The 18,088-nt window shown below is 50.9% G+C and carries 12 protein-coding genes; 5 read left to right on the top strand and 7 right to left on the bottom strand.

The window, feature by feature from the left end:
* Positions 1-29 precede the first annotated feature (29 nt).
* On the top strand, positions 30-626 hold the full coding sequence (gene folE, locus P2W70_RS28485) for a GTP cyclohydrolase I FolE (protein ID WP_276484974.1): 597 nt from the start codon (positions 30-32) through the stop codon (positions 624-626).
* Between the two features lie 188 nt (positions 627-814).
* Entirely contained in the window at positions 815-1,705 is an 891-nt protein-coding gene (fabD, locus tag P2W70_RS28480) for an ACP S-malonyltransferase (RefSeq protein ID WP_276484973.1), read from the top strand.
* A gap of 116 nt (positions 1,706-1,821) precedes the next feature.
* Here the strand turns inward: fabD and P2W70_RS28475 are convergent, their stop codons facing one another.
* The 4 genes from P2W70_RS28475 to P2W70_RS28460 all read right to left on the bottom strand — a co-directional run bounded on the left by P2W70_RS28475 (position 1,822) and on the right by P2W70_RS28460 (position 4,966).
* Positions 1,822-2,289 carry a GNAT family N-acetyltransferase gene (locus P2W70_RS28475; protein ID WP_276484972.1) on the bottom strand — a complete coding sequence of 156 codons (468 nt, stop codon included), beginning with the start codon at positions 2,287-2,289 and terminating at the stop codon, positions 1,822-1,824.
* A gap of 27 nt (positions 2,290-2,316) precedes the next feature.
* Positions 2,317-3,543, bottom strand: a complete 1,227-nt coding sequence (locus P2W70_RS28470) for a trans-sulfuration enzyme family protein (protein WP_276484971.1) — start codon at positions 3,541-3,543, stop codon at positions 2,317-2,319.
* Between the two features lie 29 nt (positions 3,544-3,572).
* On the bottom strand, positions 3,573-4,565 hold the full coding sequence (locus P2W70_RS28465; RefSeq protein WP_276484970.1) for a beta-ketoacyl-ACP synthase III: 993 nt from the start codon (positions 4,563-4,565) through the stop codon (positions 3,573-3,575).
* Between the two features lie 167 nt (positions 4,566-4,732).
* The gene (locus P2W70_RS28460; protein ID WP_276484969.1) at positions 4,733-4,966 is read right to left on the bottom strand and encodes a hypothetical protein; all 234 of its coding nucleotides are present in this window, start codon (positions 4,964-4,966) and stop codon (positions 4,733-4,735) included.
* 224 nt (positions 4,967-5,190) lie between these two features.
* Between P2W70_RS28460 and ruvA the strand changes: the two genes are divergently transcribed.
* From ruvA to P2W70_RS28445, 3 genes are all read left to right on the top strand, one after another.
* Positions 5,191-5,775, top strand: a complete 585-nt coding sequence (gene ruvA, locus P2W70_RS28455; protein ID WP_276484968.1) for a Holliday junction branch migration protein RuvA — start codon at positions 5,191-5,193, stop codon at positions 5,773-5,775.
* A 48-nt stretch (positions 5,776-5,823) separates the two neighbouring features.
* Positions 5,824-12,996 (top strand): T9SS outer membrane translocon Sov/SprA, encoded by a 7,173-nt coding sequence (gene sov / locus P2W70_RS28450; RefSeq protein ID WP_276484967.1) that lies wholly within the window; start codon positions 5,824-5,826, stop codon positions 12,994-12,996.
* 167 nt (positions 12,997-13,163) lie between these two features.
* On the top strand, positions 13,164-13,754 hold the full coding sequence (locus tag P2W70_RS28445; protein WP_276484966.1) for a porin family protein: 591 nt from the start codon (positions 13,164-13,166) through the stop codon (positions 13,752-13,754).
* Between the two features lie 204 nt (positions 13,755-13,958).
* Here the strand turns inward: P2W70_RS28445 and P2W70_RS28440 are convergent, their stop codons facing one another.
* From P2W70_RS28440 to P2W70_RS28430, 3 genes are all read right to left on the bottom strand, one after another.
* The gene (locus P2W70_RS28440) at positions 13,959-14,459 is read right to left on the bottom strand and encodes a hypothetical protein (protein WP_276484965.1); all 501 of its coding nucleotides are present in this window, start codon (positions 14,457-14,459) and stop codon (positions 13,959-13,961) included.
* A gap of 127 nt (positions 14,460-14,586) precedes the next feature.
* Positions 14,587-15,351 carry an SDR family NAD(P)-dependent oxidoreductase gene (locus P2W70_RS28435; RefSeq protein ID WP_276484964.1) on the bottom strand — a complete coding sequence of 255 codons (765 nt, stop codon included), beginning with the start codon at positions 15,349-15,351 and terminating at the stop codon, positions 14,587-14,589.
* A 57-nt stretch (positions 15,352-15,408) separates the two neighbouring features.
* On the bottom strand, positions 15,409-18,075 hold the full coding sequence (locus P2W70_RS28430) for a PKD domain-containing protein (protein ID WP_276484963.1): 2,667 nt from the start codon (positions 18,073-18,075) through the stop codon (positions 15,409-15,411).
* Positions 18,076-18,088: the final 13 nt, after the last annotated feature.

Raw genomic sequence — 18,088 nt, 5'->3', positions numbered from 1 at the left:
CAGTATATTCGAAACTGAAATAATATAGTATGGCATATAGTAAAACAGAAGAATACGACGAACAAGTGACCTTAGGTCTCGTTGAAAACTATCGCAATGCCCTGACCCTACTGGGGGAAGATGCGAACCGGGAAGGGTTGGTCAAAACGCCTGAACGGATGGCCAAGGCCATGCAGTTCCTGACACAAGGGTATGGACAGGATGCACATGCCATCCTCAACTCGGCGAAGTTTCATGAGTCGGTGAGCGAAATGATCGTGGTAAAGGATATCGAGTTGTACAGTATGTGTGAACACCATATGTTGCCTTTCTATGGCAAGGCGCATGTGGCCTATATTCCCAATGGTTACATTACGGGCCTTAGTAAGATTGCCCGGGTGGTGGATGTATATGCACGCCGTTTGCAGGTGCAGGAACGCCTCACCACGCAGATCCGGGATGCACTGAAAGAAACCTTGCATCCACTGGGCGTAGCGGTCGTGATCGAAGCGTCGCACCTGTGCATGATGATGCGGGGGGTACAAAAGCAGAACTCGGTCACCACGACCTCCGCTTTCTGGGGCGAGTTTGAAAAGAACGAAACACGCAGCGAGTTCATGAAGCTGATCTCCTCCGACCTGCACTGATGTGCTGTGGTCATTATATATCCCGGCAGGCTTTGTACCACCGGGAGCAATGGGCTGGTTACTGTACTAAATGACCGGTACGTTAATTAATATTTCAAAAGTCGACGTTAGTACAATAAAAAGGTATGGGTTTTGGTTAGTTAGTGTCTTTGTGGCATTTTTGTTCGTCTAAACCTCTATAGCTATATATGATGCATGCTTACGTATTTCCTGGCCAGGGTTCACAGTTTCCGGGTATGGGAAAAGATCTTTACCGCCTGAGTGTTTTTGCTAAAAAGTTATTCGAGCAGGCCAATGAGATACTGGGTTTCCGGATCTCTGATGTCATGTTTGAAGGCAGTGAAGAGGAACTGAAACAAACCAAGGTTACACAACCGGCCGTTTTTCTTCATTCGGTGATCGCCTATAAGGGTATCGATGCGGGCCGTCCGGATATGATGGCCGGGCATTCGCTGGGTGAGTTCTCTGCCCTGGTAGCCAGTGGCGCTCTGAGTTTTGAAGATGGATTGAAGCTGGTGAGTGTTCGGGCACAAGCCATGCAGAAGGCCTGTGAACTGACCCCCTCTACCATGGCCGCCGTGCTGGCGTTGGAGGATGCGAAAGTAGAAGAGATCTGTGCAGCCATTCAAAAGGAGTCTGGTGAGATCGTGGTACCGGCCAACTACAATTGCCCGGGTCAACTGGTGATCAGCGGATCTGTAAAAGGTATCGAGATCGCTGTAGAAAAGATGAAGGCTGCCGGTGCCAAACGTGCCCTGGTATTGCCGGTTAGCGGAGCTTTCCATTCTCCCCTGATGGCGCCTGCCCGTGAAGAGCTGACGTCGGCCATCGAATCGATCACTTTCTACAACCCCACCTGTCCCATCTATCAGAATGTGGTGGCGAAGGCTGTGATCAATAAAGAAGAGATCAAAAAGAATCTGATCGAGCAATTGACTGGTGCTGTTCGTTGGACGCAAAGCGTACAGGCGATGATTGCCGATGGTGCTTACCGCTTTACGGAAGTAGGACCCGGTAAGGTATTACAAGGCCTGATCGGTAAGATCGACAAGAAAGTAGAGACCGAGCATGTAGATTAGGTATACTTCTTAATAAGAAAAAGCGGCTGTTCCCGTGGAGCAGCCGCTTTTTTATTGTTACCCCCCTGTGCAGGCGGAAGGTGTAGTTCGATAGCCGTTGCCAGCGCATCTGCTGGCTAGAAGCTGATGGAGCAATTGATCCACTCGCCATCGAGGGCCGCCTGGTATTTCTGGTAGAATTTGATGGCGGGCTCGTTCCAGTCGAGCACCTGCCACACCATACCACTGTAGTTACCGTCTTTGGCTTCCTGCAGTACACGTTCGAAGAGTAGTTTGCCCAGTCCTTGTCCGCGCATGGCTTCACTGACCAGCAGGTCTTCGAGGTAAATGCGTTGTCCTTTCCACGTAGAATATCGGATATAATACAAGGCCATCCCGTGTACCTGTGCCGGTTGATCGGCAGTGGCAGGTGTTTCGGCCACAAAGGCCCACCATACCGGATTGGGACCAAAACCGCTATCAGCGAAATGCTCCATACTGACGGTTACTTCATCGGGGGCTTTTTCAAACACGGCCAGTTCCTGGATGAGTTCCATTAACCGGGGACAATCTTCCCGCACAGCCTTTCTGATGTGAATGTTCATATTGGTTGCTGGTTATACTGTAATAAGTTATTGCAGGGCCTGGTTGATATCGGCAATAATATCGTCGATGTTTTCCATGCCTACGCTGATGCGGATAAGGCCGTCCGTGATGCCATATTGTTCCCGCTTTTCTTTGGGTACGCTGTAGTGGGTCATGGAGGCCGGATGGCACATGAGGGTATCGCAGGTACCCAGGGATACCGTACGGGTGCACATTTTCAGCTTGTTCATCATGTTTACGCCTGCAGGCAGTCCACCTTTCAGTTCAATGCTGAGCATGGCGCCGGGATGGCGCATCTGTTTTGCTGCCAGGGCGTGATCGGGGTGGGCAGGCAAGCCGGTATAGTTTACTTTGGCGACAGCCTGGTGGCTGTTGAAGTATTGGGCTACCTGCATGGCATTGCTGCAATGGCGGTCCATTCTTACTTCGAGCGTCTTCATGCCATTGGTGAGCAGGAAGGCATCGAAAGGATTGCTGTTGCCACCCAGCACCTTGTGTACTTTGTAAGCTTTGCCGTCCATGAAGGCAGGGTCTTTGCCGAGAAATACACCGCCTATAGAAGTACCATGTCCGTTGAGGAACTTGGTCGTGGAGTGGATCACGAAATCGACACCAAAGCGAAAAGGTTGCTGCAGGTAAGGCGTGGCAAACGTATTGTCGCAGGCGATGATCTTACCATATTGTTTGCCCAGCTTCGTGAGTGCTTCGATATCGACGCACTGCAAGGTTGGGTTGGCTGGCGTCTCGATATAGATCATCCGTATGGCGGGATCGGCTTTGAGGGCTTCTTCCGCCTTGTTAAGATCGCGCAGGTCGGCAATGATGGCGCTGATACCAAAATCAGGCATCAGTCGGTCCATCAGTTCCTGTGAGCCTCCGTACAGGGAGTAGTGGGAGAGGATCTTGTCGCCGGTCTTCAGGGTACTCATGAAGAGTGCACTGATGGCGGCCATGCCCGATGACTGGAGGTATCCCTTGACCGGAATGGCATTGCCTTGTGCATCTTTGATACCAAAGCTTTCCATGGCAGCGATCTTGGCAGCTGCTTCGGTCATGGTAGGATTGCCCCAGCGAGAATAGATATAACCCTGTTCTTCGCCACTGAACCGGCGCATACCCTGCTCGGCAGAGTCATACACGAACGTAGAGGCTGCATAGATCGGCGTGAGGTGCGCGTACCGGGGATCCTGCTCGTGGCCACCGTGGATGGCCAACGAGCTGAACCCAGTGTAGGGAAATTCTTGATCAGGCATGGGAGTATTTTAAAGTAGGGGAATAGGCGCTAGTAAGCCCACTTGACCAGGGTAGCACCCCAGGTAAAGCCACCACCGAATGCTGCCAGCACGATGTTGTCGCCCTTCTTCATATCCTTCTCATAATCCCACAGGCAAAGCGGAATGGTAGCCGCGGTGGTATTGCCATAACGCTGTATGTTGAGCATTACTTTGTCGTGTGAAAGACCCATGCGGTCGGCGGTAGCGTCGATGATGCGTTTGTTGGCCTGGTGAGGTACCAGCCAGGCGATATCGGCCCCGGTAAGTTGGTTGCGGTCGAGCAGTTCGGCGCTTACGTCTGCCATACCTTTTACGGCAAATTTAAACACCGTTTGTCCTTCCTGGTAAGCGTAGTGTTCGTTGGCGGCTACGGTCTCATACGAAGCGGGTTTCAGCGAACCACCAGCTTTCATATTGAGGTAATTGCCTCCGGAACCATCGCTGCGCAGGATGCTGTCCTGGATTCCGTTGCCGTCTGTGCTGGGTTCCAGCAATACGGCGCCGGCGCCGTCGCCGAAAATGATACAGGTGGCGCGGTCGTTATAATTAATGATGGAGCTCATCTTATCGGCACCTACTACTACCACTTTTTTATAGCGGCCGCTTTCGATAAGGGCTGCGCCGGTAGTAAGCGAGTAGAGGAAACCAGAGCAGGCTGCCAGCAGATCAAAACCCCAGGCGTTGGTAGCGCCCAGCTTGTGGCAGGCCAGGTTGGCCGTGGAAGGGAACATCATATCGGGGGTAACGGTGCCTACGATCATCGCGTCGATCTCGGATGGATCGATGCCTCTTTTCTCGCACAATTGCCTAACAGCGGGTACAACCATGTCGGAAGTGGCCAGGCCATCACCTTTCAGGATCCTGCGTTCACTAATGCCGGTACGCGAGCGGATCCACTCGTCGTTGGTATCTACCATCTTTTCCAGGTCGAAGTTCGTCAGCCTGTCTTCGGGAACATAGCCGCCCACCGCAGTGATGGCAGCCGTGATTTTTTGACTCATGCTACTATTTAATCGCTTTATAGATATTGAATATGGACATTCAAGAGTGGGCAAAATTAGTGAAAAGGTTCAAAACTCTGGAATTCAGCGGGTGAGGGTGGGATGGGCGGCTGGGAGGGCGACCTGGCGGAAAGCTGGTGTTGGGCAGGGAGCAGGTCTGCTTCGGTCTATTGGATAGGATAGCCGGGGGCATAGAATGCCCGCCAGGCATGGTGGGGATGGGCAGGAAGCCGGAAAATGCCCAGGGTAGAAGCCGGGTTGGCTGCGGGCGGTACCGGTTGGTGGGGAAGCCCTGTTCGGGAACGGGGCGGATCGAACAAAAAAATAATACTGCTGAACAAGGCTGTGGTAACCGGTTGGGTGGAGTGTCTGGCCTGTTGCGGGTATCGGTGTGTAAACATAATAAACCCGTAACGCCAAAGGCTGCGGAACGGCCCGGTGAACGCTTATTTTCGAAACTCTGTTGGCTGGAAAAGGTTTGGGGATCCAATTGGCACAGGCTTTGACAAATGGAAGTGGTTTTTATAAAACGGCCTGAAACGGGCATTCCAAGTAGCTTGTAATCCAGACCGATAAAGAAAAAACCGAAAACGACATTTTACTTTAATTCCCTATTTTCGCAGCCATGATTGCGTTTATACGTGGCAATTTCGTTTACAAGACTCCGACCGTAGTACATGTGGAAGCAAACGGGGTAGGTTATGAGCTGTTGATCAGCCTCAACACCTATTCTGCGATCCAGGAACTGGATAAAGGATTGTTGTATACGCACCTGCATATTCGTGAAGACGCTCATATTCTCTTTGGCTTTTCGGAGGTTACGGAAAAAGAGCTGTTCCTGATGCTGATCAGTGTGTCGGGAGTGGGAGCAGCAACTGCCCGTATGATGTTGTCTTCGTTGAAGCCTGAAGAGATCGTCCGGGCCATTGCCAATGGAAATACCAAGCAATTGGAAAGTATCAAAGGCATTGGACGGAAATCTGCCGAACGTATCGTGTTGGAACTGAGGGATAAAATTGGTAAAACCGCCCTGGATGCAAATATTCCCACATTGAAAAACAATACGTTGGAACAGGATGCGTTAAATGCTCTTATGGCGTTGGGTATACCCCGGTCAGCCGGTGAACAAGCTGTTCAAAAAGTCCTGAAAGCACAGCCAGACCTCGCCGTAGTAGAAGACATAATCAAGAAAGCGTTAAAAACACTCTAAGCCTATCGCAATTAGAACTCTACCTTACTAATTCTTGGAGAAAAAAGATTGGTCCCCACATTCAACCACATTAGCCTAACAGCCTTATGTAGCGCTGCTCTGCTTGTACTTTGCTGTTCATCGGCATGGGCATTTCAGGCACCTACCCAGGCCAACCAACCACAGGGTGCTACTACAGACACACTGAAGTATCCCATTCATGATCGCCGTGGCGACAGGTTCTCGAACCCTACCCGCTCTTCCTTCGATCTGAAAGACCCTGTGAACATCACCGATTCGGTCGTTTACGATCCTAAAACAAAACGGTACTATATCATTGAAAAGGTCGGCGGTTTCTATTACCGGAAGCCTACGTACCTCACTTTCGATGAGTTTATGCAGCTGCAGGCCCGGAAAATGGAGCAGGACTATTTCAAGAAGCGCTCCAACATCCTCAGCAACCTCAATAAAAAGCTGGTACAGCCCAAGCTATCGGTCACCGATAACCTCTTCAATCGTATTTTCGGTAATGGTAAGGTGGAGATCAGGCCTCAGGGCGAGGTCAATATCCTCGCCGGTTACCAGGGCCAGAATATCAAGAATCCGGCACTGCCGGAAAGAGCCCGTCGCAATGGCGGCTTCGATTTCGATATGAACGCCAACCTGAGCGTGATCGGTAATATCGGCGATAAACTCAAACTGCCGATCAACTATAATACCCTGGCCAACTTCGACTTCGAGAATCAACTGAAGCTGGATTATACCGGTACCGACGATGAGATCATCAAACGTATCGAAGCCGGTAATGTCGCTTTCTCTTCCAAAGGCTCATTGATCCCCGGTGCTCAACAACTGTTTGGTATCAAGACCCAACTGCAGTTTGGAAAGCTGTTTGTGACGGGTGTATTGGCCAACCAGCGATCCCAGCGGCAATCCGTGGCCATGCAGGGCGGCTCTTCCAACATGTCGTTCGAGTTCAAAGCCAACGATTACGAAGAGAACCGGCACTTCCTCATGGCGCAATATTTCCGCAACAACTATAACAGGGCCATGTCGAACTTGCCGGTGGTCAACTCGCAGGTACAGATCTTACGGGTGGAGGTGTGGGTCACCAACCGCAACGGTTCTACCACAGAAACCCGCGATATCGTGGGCCTGATGGACCTGGCCGAACCGGCCCCCTTTAACAACGCTATCCTACCAACCCCTTATGCCCCCAACGGGCTGCCCGATAACCGGAACAACAACGCTTATCAGCAACTGGCCTCTGATCCATCGAGCCGTGGTTCCTCTACGGTAACCGGTAAACTGGGGTCGATGGGGTTACGGGCGGTGCAGGATTTCGAAAAGACATTCGCCCGCAAACTGAGTCCTACTGATTATTACTTCAATCCCCAGGTGGGATTTTTGTCGTTAAGTCAGCCCCTGCAGCCCGATGAGGTGCTGGGTGTTGCTTTTCAATACCAATATAATGGTAAGATCTACCAGGTGGGTGAGTTCTCGCAGGATGTGCCGCCGGATACTACCGCAGCAGTTTCCGGAACGCAAAAAGTACTGTTCCTCAAATTGCTGAAAGCCACTGCTCAACGTACGCAGTTGCCCCTGTGGGACCTGATGATGAAGAACGTGTATTCCCTTAAATCTCCCGATGGAAGTTATCTGTCCAGTATTCAGCCTGGCGACTTCAAGTTGAATGTACTGTACGAACAGCCGAGCCTGGGTAAAAAGCGTTTCCTACCCGAAGGCGACAAATCGGGGGTGCCGCTGATCACGGTATTGAACCTCGACCGGCTCAACGCCCGCAATGACCCGTTACCCGATGGGGTATTCGACTATATTGAAGGTTTTACAGTGATCTCGCAGCAGGCCCGTATCATCTTCCCGTTCCTGGAGCCTTTTGGCCGTGACCTGGAAACACAGGCCTTTGCCACCAGTCCGCAGGAACTCAAAGACCGGTATCTCTATTATCCCCTGTACGATACGATCAAGGAAATTGCCAAGACCTACGCCAACCTCGACCGGTTCATTATCCAGGGTTCTGCCAAAGGCAGTTCCAGTACCGATATTCAGCTGGGCGCTTTCAACATCCCGCAGGGATCGGTGAGTGTGCTGGCAGGTGGTCAAACCCTGCGTGAGAACGTCGACTATGTGGTAGACTACAACCTGGGTACCGTAAAAGTCATTAACCAGGCCATCCTCAGTTCGGGTGTGCCCGTCAACGTACAATTCGAGAACAACGGAGGGTTCGGTATTCAGCAACGAAACTTCCTCGGGCTACGGCTCGACTATATGGCCAAACAGACGGCGCGTGAATCATTGCAGATCGGTGCTACGTTGGTAAAACTGGGCGAACGACCTTTCTCGACCAAAACAGCCTACAACGAAGATCCCATCCGCAATACCATGTATGGGGTCGACTTCAACTACCGTACGGAAGCGCCACGACTTACACGCTGGCTCGATAAGTTACCATTTTATAATACCACCGAGATGAGTACGATCACCGCTTATGGTGAGGCGGCTTACCTGAAACCCGGCCACCCGAAGCAGATCGGGGAGGGACGTAGTGGTTTGATCTTTATCGATGATTTTGAAGGCGCCCGTAATGCGATCGACCTCCGGTTCCCGCTCAACAACTGGGGCCTGTCGTCTACGCCCGCCGGCAATGGATTGTTCCCCGAGGCTGAATTGCGTGACTCGCTGCCTTATGGGTACAACCGCGCCAAGATCGCCTGGTACAATATTGAACCTGTATTGCAGGACAGGCGTGCTCCGGGCAACCCTGTGAGAGGAAATGAGGATTTTACCGATCCACGAATCCGCCCGGTGACTGTTACGCAGATCTATCCCAACCGGACGCCTGATTTTGGACAGGCGCAGCTGGTGACCTTCGATATGGCTTATTATCCTGAGAACCGTGGTCCTTATAACTTCGATGCGGTGAATGTTGCGGCGGATGGTAAGCTGCTCAACCCGCAAAAACGCTGGGGGGGAATCATGCGGGGTATCGACCAGGTCGACTTCGAGACGGGTAACGTCGAGTTTATCGAGTTCTGGTTGCAGGATCCCTATGTTAGAAATCCCGGCAGCTCGGGTGGTGAACTGTATTTCAACCTCGGTAATATATCAGAAGATGTATTGAAGGATGGTAAGCGTTTCTTTGAAAACGGTATCAGTGGTAATGTGACCAGGGCCCTGGAAGATTCTGCTACCAAATGGGGTAAGGTGCCCGCCAACCCGATCCAGGTAACACAGGCCTTCAGTAACGATCCTGCCGACCGGCCTTTGCAGGATGCGGGCTTCGATGGTCTCGACGATGAAGCAGAACGCAGGAAGTACCAGAACTTCCTGAGCCAGCTGGCCGCCAATTTTGGTACCAACTCGGCGATCTATCAACAGGCCTTGCAGGATCCCGCTGCCGATAACTTCCGGAACTACCGGGATGCTTCTTATGACAAAGATGGGATCCTTGCCCGTTATAAAAATATCAACAGCCCGCAAGGCAACTCGCCCGTGGCCAGCAGTGGTTCCGAATTCGTGAGTGCGTTTACGCTGTATCCCGACCAGGAAGAATTTAACCGGGATAATACCCTCAATGAACTGGAAGAATACTTCGAGTATAAGGTTGATCTGAAGCCCAGCCAGTTTCAGGTGGGTAATAATTTCATTACCGACAGTATCAGCGTCACGCCCAGTGGGGGCAGTCGCGAGACCTGGTACCTGTTCCGTATTCCTGTTGCCAACTACCAGCAAAAGGTGGGTAATATCGAAGACTTCAAATCGATCCGCTTTATCCGTATGTACCTGACTGGTTTCTCCGATTCTGTGGTACTGCGTTTTGCCAAGCTGGAACTGGTGCGTAACACCTGGCGCCGTTTCAATTACGAGCTGGATACAACGGGGCAGTATGTGCAGATCCCGGCAACTTCGCCCACTTCTTTCAAGCAACTGGCCGTTAATATCGAAGAGAACGCTGCCCGTGAGCCGATCAACTACAGAACACCTCCCGGTGTGATCCGTCAACAGCAGCTGAGCAATAACAATGTCAACATCCTGCTGAACGAGCAGTCGTTGAGTATGCAGATCTGTGATCTGCCGATCAAGACGACCCGTGGTGTGTTCAAAACCATGAACCTCGACCTGCGTCAGTATGGACGGTTGCAAATGTATATTCACGCCGAATCGGTCAGGTCGAGTACCGACATGAAAGATGGTGAACTGTATGGCGTCGTGCGGTTGGGGAATGACCTGATCAATAACTATTACGAGATCCGTATTCCGCTGAAAATAACGCCGTGGTATACGAAGGATGATGGACTTATCTGGCCTTTGCAGAATGAACTGGACCTGCAGCTCGACAGGCTGACGCAGTTGAAAGTAGCGCGCAACAACGGTGGTAACAATGCCACTTATTACCGGCAGATCGATGCTGATGGCAAGGAGTACGGTATCCTCGGTAACCCAAACCTCGGTGAATTGCGGGTGATGTTTGCGGGTGTCGAAAACCGCCTGAGTAATAATGCCTGTACGGAAGTGTGGATCAATGAGCTCCGGTTGAGTGAGCTGAATGAAAAAGGCGCCTGGGCTGCCACCGGCCGTATCGACTTCAAACTGGCCGACCTGGGTACCTTATATGTATCGGGTAGTGCACACAGTACAGGTTTCGGTACGCTCGAGCAGCGGATCAATGAACGCTCGCGCGATGACTATAACCAGTTTGATGTAGCGGCGCAATTGGAGTTGGGTAAACTGTTGCCGCAGAAAGCCGGCATCTCCATTCCTTTCTATGCCAGCTACTCCAAAACGACCAGTGCTCCTCAATACGATCCTTATGATCTCGATATCGAACTGAAAGATAAATTGAAGGGAGCGCCCAGCAGCCAGCGGGATTCGATCCGGAATGACGCTGTGGATGTGCGCACCATCAGGACGATCAACTTCACGAATGTGAAGAAAATGAATACCAGTGGTAAGAAACAGCAGATCTGGAGCATCGAGAATATCGATGTCAGCTATTCCTATTATAAAGAAGAGCAGCACAACCCGCTGATCGAAAACAATTCGGTAGAACGGCACCGTGCAGGGTTGGGTTATAATTATACCTCTACCCCGGTGTATTGGGAACCTGCGAAGCGCCTGTTCAAATCAAGGTCGCCATGGCTGGCCCTGGTGCGGGATTTCAATATCAACTACCTGCCGTCCCTGCTTGGCTTCCGGGCCGACGTGAACCGGCAGTTTGGTGCTTTCCGTCCGCGTAATGTGGGTGAGCCGAAAGGCACTTTGCCAGAGACCTACGATAAGTATTTTACATTTGACCGCATCTATAACCTGCGTTGGGACCTTACCCGTTCTTTCAACGTTGATTTCCAGGCGACCAATAAGGCATGGATCGATGAAGACAGCGGCCGGTTGAGCAGCCAGGGTAAAAAGCGTGCCTGGGATAACCTGCTGAAAGGCGGTAGAACCATTGCCTATAACCAAACGGCCAATTTCTCGTACACCCTGCCGACCAGCAAAATACCTTTCCTGGACTGGATGAATATCCGGGCCAATTATGTGGCTACGTTTAACTGGATTGGTGCTTCATTGATCGCACGTAACCTGGGCAACAATATTTCGAATACGCAACAAAAGGGATTGACCGGTGACCTGGACTTTACCCGTTTGTACAGCAAGTCGCGTTGGTTGCGTGCATTGGATGAGGAGAGTGTACAAGGTGCGCCGCCGCCCGATCCGAATGCCCGGCGCCAGGATACCGCCAAGAACAAAAAACTGAAGCGTGACCCGAATGAGCCCATCCGCCTGAGTGGTCCGGTGAAGTTTGCCGGCCGTCTGCTCACGATGGTCAAGCGGATGAACATACTGTATACGGAGAATGCCAGCGCCAATATATTCGGTTATACAGACAGTTCCCGGTTGATCGGTATGAACTTCAAGTCGATGGCACCGGGCCTGGGCTTTGTGTTTGGCAAGCAGCCCGATACCACCTTCATCAATACTATGGCGAAGAAGGGATGGCTCACGGCCGATTCGCTGTTCAACTTTCAGAATATGCAGGATTACAACCAGAAGTTGTCGATCACTGCCGATCTGATGCCGGTGCGCGACCTGACCATCCGCGTCAATCTCGATAAGTCGTTTGGTAAGAACTACCGTGAATTGTACAAGGATACAACGGGCACGGGCAATCATTTTGCACGGCTGGCTCCGTATACCGGTGGTAGTTTCAGCATCAGTTGGATCTCTTTCAATACCCTCTTTACACCGGTTAATCCGAATGAGGTATCGGAGACCTTCCAGAAGTTTGAGAACAACCGGATCGTACTGTCGAAAAGACTGGCTGAAAGTAACCCGAACTGGCAGGGGCTACCTGCTGGTGAAAAGTTCCAGCCTGATGGTTTCTATACCGGTTACAATCGTTATGCACAGGATGTGTTGATCCCTGCGTTCATCGCTGCCTACACCGGCAAGGACCCCAATAGCGTTTCGTTGCTGAAGCAAAGCAATCCGAATATCCGTTCTAATCCTTTCTCTGGTTATATTCCCAAACCCAACTGGGATATCAGTTACACGGGTTTAACACGTATTCCTGCGATGGAAAAGATATTCACCAGCTTTACCCTGACACACCGGTACAACAGCCAGCTGAGCATGAACAGTTACAACTCAGCGTTATTGTACCAGGAGAACATGATTGCGCCGTCGTTCCCCTCGTTCATCGACTCTACTTCGGGCAACTATGTTCCTTACTTCCTGGTGCCGAATATCTCGATCAGTGAGAAGTTTGAACCGTTGATCGATTTCGATATGCAGTTCACCAACCAGGTTACGGCCAGGTTTGGGTATAAGAAGTCAAGGATGCTGAGTCTTAGCCTGATCGACTTCCAGTTGAGTGAAACACGTTCTACCGGATTTGATATAGGTGCGGGTTACCGTAAGCGTGGCCTGTTCTCCTTTATTAAATGGAAGGGCAAACCGCTGGACAACGATGCGAGCTTCCGTCTTGACTTCAGTATCCAGGATGATATCACTTCCAATAGTCGTCTCGATCAAACGCAGGTGTTACCAACGGCTGGTCAGAAGGTGATCACCATCAACCCAACGATCGATTACGTGATCAGCAACCGCGTCAGCATCAAGCTGTACTTCGATCAACGTCGGGTGATCCCCAAAATTTCTACTTCACCGCCGATCACTAATACCAAGGCGGGGGTTCAAATACGGATCTCGTTGGCCCAATAAAAATCCGGAATTGGCTTAAAAACAATATTTTATACGAAGCCGTGCACGATTGGTGCGCGGCTTTTTTGTTGCGTGGCATCCCCGAGCACAAGAATTGCAAGGGGGATGACTGTAGCCATATTGGCTGGTCATGACAACAAAAAGTATTTAACATTAAAAACTCGTGTATGAAAAAGTTATTCGTTGCGGCACTGGTGTTGGTGAGCGCTACAAGTTTTGGTCAAACCTTTCAACTGGGTGTAAAAGGTGGGGTGAATGTGAGCAATTTCACTGGTGGTGATTTTAAAGATCTCGATAAGCAGTCGTTGGTAGGCTTTCACGCCGGCGCTTTTGTAAACTTCTTTCTGGGTGACCATTTTGCCATTGCGCCGGAAGTATTGTTCTCTTCCCAGGGGGCTAAAGTAGACAATGCCGGTAATAAAGAGAACCTGAAGGTATCTTATATCAATATCCCTGTATTGGCGAAATACCGATTCAATGGTGGATTCTATCTCGAAGCGGGTCCGCAGATCGGTTTTAAAGTAAGCGAGAACACCGATAACCTGCCCATCAACACGTTTGCCAAGAGTACGGACCTGTCGGTAGCGGGTGGTCTGGGCTGGCATAGCGATATGGGCCTGGGTATTGGGGCCCGTTATACAGCGGGTATTTCTAAAGTAGGTGATTTCGACGCGAGCAATATCGATCCCGATTTCCGCAATGGTGTTATTCAGGTGAGTTTATTCTACACTTTGTTCAATAATAACAGGGATAAGTAGGCAAGGAGGCAACGAGGCATCTAGGCATCGAGGCAAAGAGGCTATGAGTTACGCAGGTAAAAAAATAGGTAGCCACTTGCTATCAGCCAAATGCTTAGTTTAGCGTCTATACAATAAAGAAGCGGGGACCCCAGAAGGTCCCCGCTTGTTATTTGATAGAAGTGTAGATATATTCAATAAGCTTCGTTTGTGTGATTGTTGTTGTTATCGTGCAGCCTGGTCGCCAGTACCATTCTTCTTCAGCATCATGACATAGCCGCAGATTTTCTTTTTCTTCTTGTTGACCTGTACCGGCTTGATCATATGGTATTCGGTGAATTGTGGCACATAGCTGTAGGTAACGATATTGCCTTCTGTATCGCCCAGCTGCACACGCTTATAGATCACCTGTTTTTCATTCCAGTCGTACATGCGTACTTCGTACAGGCGTGAACTGGGATCTCCAATAAATACAAATTGATACCCTGTACCCTGGTTCATGGGCATGACGATGGGCATTTCAAATTCGCTTTCCATGATCATCGATGCTTCGCGCAACACGGTGAAGCCTTGTGCGGTGAAGGCCTGTTTGAGGCTATCGACTGTTTGCTGATAAGGATTACCGCCTTCGCAGCTTTGCTGCCGGATTACATCTTGTGCCAGTAGGTTGTTGGAAATAATGAGCAGACTGAATGATAGTATGGCTTTACATAGGGATTTAACCATAACGAACGGTTTTTGTTAGGGATGTGGATTATGATCGACACACAAAATAATCAAATCATCGAGCAATCACAACCCCACCCCATATTTTTGGTTCGCATCGCCAAACTGCCTATTTATCAACTGATAATCAATGATCTTTATACAGATACATTGAATTGGCCTGCGCGGTGCAGGTCAATACGAGGTCATTGATGCACACATGTGGTGGCAAGGTGGTCGTGTAGTACACGACGTCTGCCACATCGCCGGCAGTAAGCGGTTCATATCCTTCGTACACTTTTCGTGCCTGGTCGTCATCGCCCTTGAAGCGGACATTGGAGAACTCGGTATCTGCTGCACCGGGGTGAATAGCGGTCACTTTGATCTTGTGGCGCAGCAGGTCGATGCGCATGGATTGTGAAATGGCGTTAACGGCATGTTTGGTGGCACAATACGTATTGCCTTTTTCGTAGACTTCTTTTCCCGCTGTGGAGCCGATATTGATGATATGTCCTTTGCCCTGTGGGATCATGCCGGGCAGTACTGCTTTGGTGACATAGAGCAGTCCTTTCAGATTGGTATCGATCATCGTATCCCAATCGTCGAGCGAGGCATCGTCAAAATAATCCCTGCCTAGTGCCAGCCCTGCATTGTTGACGAGTACGTCGATGGCTTTCCATGCATCGGGCAGTTGTCCGATGGCGTCGAATGCAGCCTTTCTGCTCCGCACATCGAATACCAGCGCCATTACTTCGATACCATAGGTATTGCTGAGGTTATCCTTCAACTGCTGCAGGCGATCGGCACGACGGCCGGTAATGATCAGGTTGTACCTGTTGGAAGCAAACTTGATGGAGATGGCTTTTCCAAAACCGGAAGTGGCTCCGGTGATCATGGCGATGGGGGTAGACATGTGCTTACTTTTTAGTGGCTGCAAGCTACTAATAAAATTAGTGACCAGGATGGGGGATTACCGGAGCAGTACAGCGACCCCTTTTTTTACGACCATTTTACCGGTGTAGTCGAGGCCCTTTACTTCCCAAACGTACATACCGCTGTCCTGTGTTTTGCCGCCAATCTTTCCATCCCAGCCAAGGCCATGCTGGGCCGTTTGGAATACCTGCTGGCCCCAGCGGTTGTATACCCTGAAATATTCGAGGCGGGTGATACCCACAGGGATCGGCATCAACCGGTTGTTCTGGTGCCCATCGGGCCGGAAGGCATTGGGCACAAAGATCTCCGGTTTGGTATAGAAGACTTTGATGTTGATGGTGTCGAGATCGTAGCAGCCATCTGCCGTGTAAGCCCTCAACTGATATTTGAAGGAATCGGGCAGGTTGGCGATGGGGTTGGCGATATCTGTGCGGTTGAGGTAGGTGGCGGGTGTCCATTCATAGAAGTCGGATCCGCGGCCATTCAGTTGTAAAGGTTCATTGATGACGACGGCGGTATCGTTGCCGGCAAAGGCATGTATCTGGTCACGTACGATGACCTTTATGGTGTCGCGTTTAGGTTTTGGGCAGCCCAGCGTATCCCATACCGTCAGCACGTAATTGGTCGTGCGCAACGGCCAGGCCAGCGGGTTAAGTACCGTCGGATTGCTCAGTGTACTGATGGGGTTCCATTCGAACCGGAAGCCGACGATCGATGCATCGATGCTGGCTGTATCATCATAACAAATGATGATATCGTCGCCGGCACGCGCCGTGGGGTAGGGTACTGTTTTGAGCTGCAGGGCATCGCGTGCCGAGCACTTACCAATTTCTGCCAGGACGGAATAGGTAGTAAACTGATCCGTCGGTGATACCAACGGGTTCCTGACATGGATATCGTTGATGGGGCTCGGTGCAGGGTTGGTGGTCCAGGTGAATTTAAGCCCATCTGTGGCCGGTCGCAGTTGTGTGGTATCGGTGAGGCAAATGATGCCATCCGGGCCGGCCTCGAGGGTTACAAAGCCTACAACACGTACCGTAACGTTGTCCTGACTCACGCAGCCATTCTCATCGAGCTGTACCGTATAGGTAGTGGTCGATTGTGGAAAGACCAGGGGATCGGGTTTATCGCTATCCAGCATCCTCGCGGTGGGCGACCACGAAAAGACGCCATTACCGGCCGCATGCAGTTGCAGGGTATCCTGTACCAGGGCATTGCTGCAAATGAGGGTATCTTTAAAGGCCAGGGTAATAGGTGGCTTGTCGCGCACATCGGCTTTCAGGATCAGCGTATCGATACAGCCAACATTGCTTTCCACGATCAACTGTACGTCTTTGAGCCCGGTCGTGCTATACTTCCAGGAGGGGGTATTGAGGTGCGATGTATCGCCAACACTCATTTCATCGCCAAAGTTCCAGGACCATTTATTGATCACGCCATAGGTCGACCTCGACTTGTCGACAAAATTGATCGGTTGCAGTACGCAGGTGCCAATCACATCGAAATTGGGGAAGAAACCAGGGTATACGGCGGCTCTTGCGGTTGCTGAGTCGACGCACTGGCCGGCGAGGATCACTTTGAGTTTGATCATATACGTACCGGCAACAGCAAATTGGTGTTGCATACGGCCTTCGGGGTCCATGGTGGTATCTGGTTTTGAGCCATCGCCGTAACTCCAGATATACTGGGTGTTGGGAGGGTTCACCTGCTGGTTTCTGAAAGTGACATTGAAGTCATCGCAAAAGGAATAATTCGGGTCGAGCGCTGCCTTGAGTGGTATACAATCGGATACGCGTATATGGATGTCTTTGCGGTGTATGTTGATGAGTTGCTGATCACGGTATTCGTATGCACAGACGGTGACCACATATTGTCCCTCCGTGCTGGGGGCGATCCCGGATATGATACCGGTGTGGGAATTGATACTGGCCTGGATGCCCAGCGGGTTGGTGCCGCTGTAAGGGGATCGGTAGGGAATGGAGTTATAAGGGGGCGGCGCTGCCGGGCTGGGCTGTGCACAGGTATAACAGCTGGGGCTGGTGCTGCCGGGACCACCGCCATTGTAAGCATTGCAGAGCTGGTAAACGATGGAATCGCCATCGAGATCCTGTGCGCCGAAATTGAAAGTGAAGTTGGAGCCATAACAGATGGCTACGGCGTCATTGGGGTTGAACTGGGGGCTCGAGTTTTTGTAGGCTGGTTTTGCAACTCCAGCCACGGTACCAGGTATGGTACACATGTACGTGGCGCCGTAATCATTGCTGCGCGCCGTCATATTCTGTATATTTTCTATACGGCAGCAGCGCTGGTAGGAGATGACGTATCCTGCGCTGGAAACGGGCAGATCGATGGTGGTGGTAAAATACCGGAGCAGGTAACAAACGTCGTTGGGGGCATTGGTGATACAGGGATTGGTCCTGGGGTCGTATTCTATGCGCCGGGTTTCGTCGAGTTGGACGATGATATTCCGCAGTTGCATATTATTAGACCGGTCAAATACGGTAAAGGGGGCGGTACCTTCCAGCTGTCCGGCCTGTGAATTACAGTCAACATACAGTTTGAGCGTTACAATGTACCGGGACATCGTGGCCGTCGAGTTGACGCTATCGTAGATATAATACATTTCGCCCCCTCGTACGTGGGCGGCTTGCAGGGAGGTAATGAATAACGAGCACAGAAAAAATATTAGTAGTAATCTCTTCATGTAACCAATTAAG

Origin of the sequence: Paraflavitalea pollutisoli, from assembly GCF_029360705.1 — a bacterium.
Taxonomy (GTDB): Bacteria; Bacteroidota; Bacteroidia; order Chitinophagales; family Chitinophagaceae; genus Paraflavitalea; species Paraflavitalea pollutisoli.
This window is presented reverse-complemented; position numbering and strand designations above follow the sequence as displayed.

Coding starts and splice junctions, on each gene's coding strand:
- P2W70_RS28430 (WP_276484963.1), bottom strand. CDS start 18,075: ATGAAGAGATTACTACTAATATTTTTTCTGTGCTCGTTATTCATTACC.
- P2W70_RS28435 (WP_276484964.1), bottom strand. CDS start 15,351: ATGTCTACCCCCATCGCCATGATCACCGGAGCCACTTCCGGTTTTGGA.
- fabD (WP_276484973.1), top strand. CDS start 815: ATGATGCATGCTTACGTATTTCCTGGCCAGGGTTCACAGTTTCCGGGT.
- P2W70_RS28440 (WP_276484965.1), bottom strand. CDS start 14,459: ATGGTTAAATCCCTATGTAAAGCCATACTATCATTCAGTCTGCTCATT.
- P2W70_RS28470 (WP_276484971.1), bottom strand. CDS start 3,543: ATGCCTGATCAAGAATTTCCCTACACTGGGTTCAGCTCGTTGGCCATC.
- folE (WP_276484974.1), top strand. CDS start 30: ATGGCATATAGTAAAACAGAAGAATACGACGAACAAGTGACCTTAGGT.
- P2W70_RS28465 (WP_276484970.1), bottom strand. CDS start 4,565: ATGAGTCAAAAAATCACGGCTGCCATCACTGCGGTGGGCGGCTATGTT.
- ruvA (WP_276484968.1), top strand. CDS start 5,191: ATGATTGCGTTTATACGTGGCAATTTCGTTTACAAGACTCCGACCGTA.
- P2W70_RS28460 (WP_276484969.1), bottom strand. CDS start 4,966: ATGTTTACACACCGATACCCGCAACAGGCCAGACACTCCACCCAACCG.
- P2W70_RS28445 (WP_276484966.1), top strand. CDS start 13,164: ATGAAAAAGTTATTCGTTGCGGCACTGGTGTTGGTGAGCGCTACAAGT.
- P2W70_RS28475 (WP_276484972.1), bottom strand. CDS start 2,289: ATGAACATTCACATCAGAAAGGCTGTGCGGGAAGATTGTCCCCGGTTA.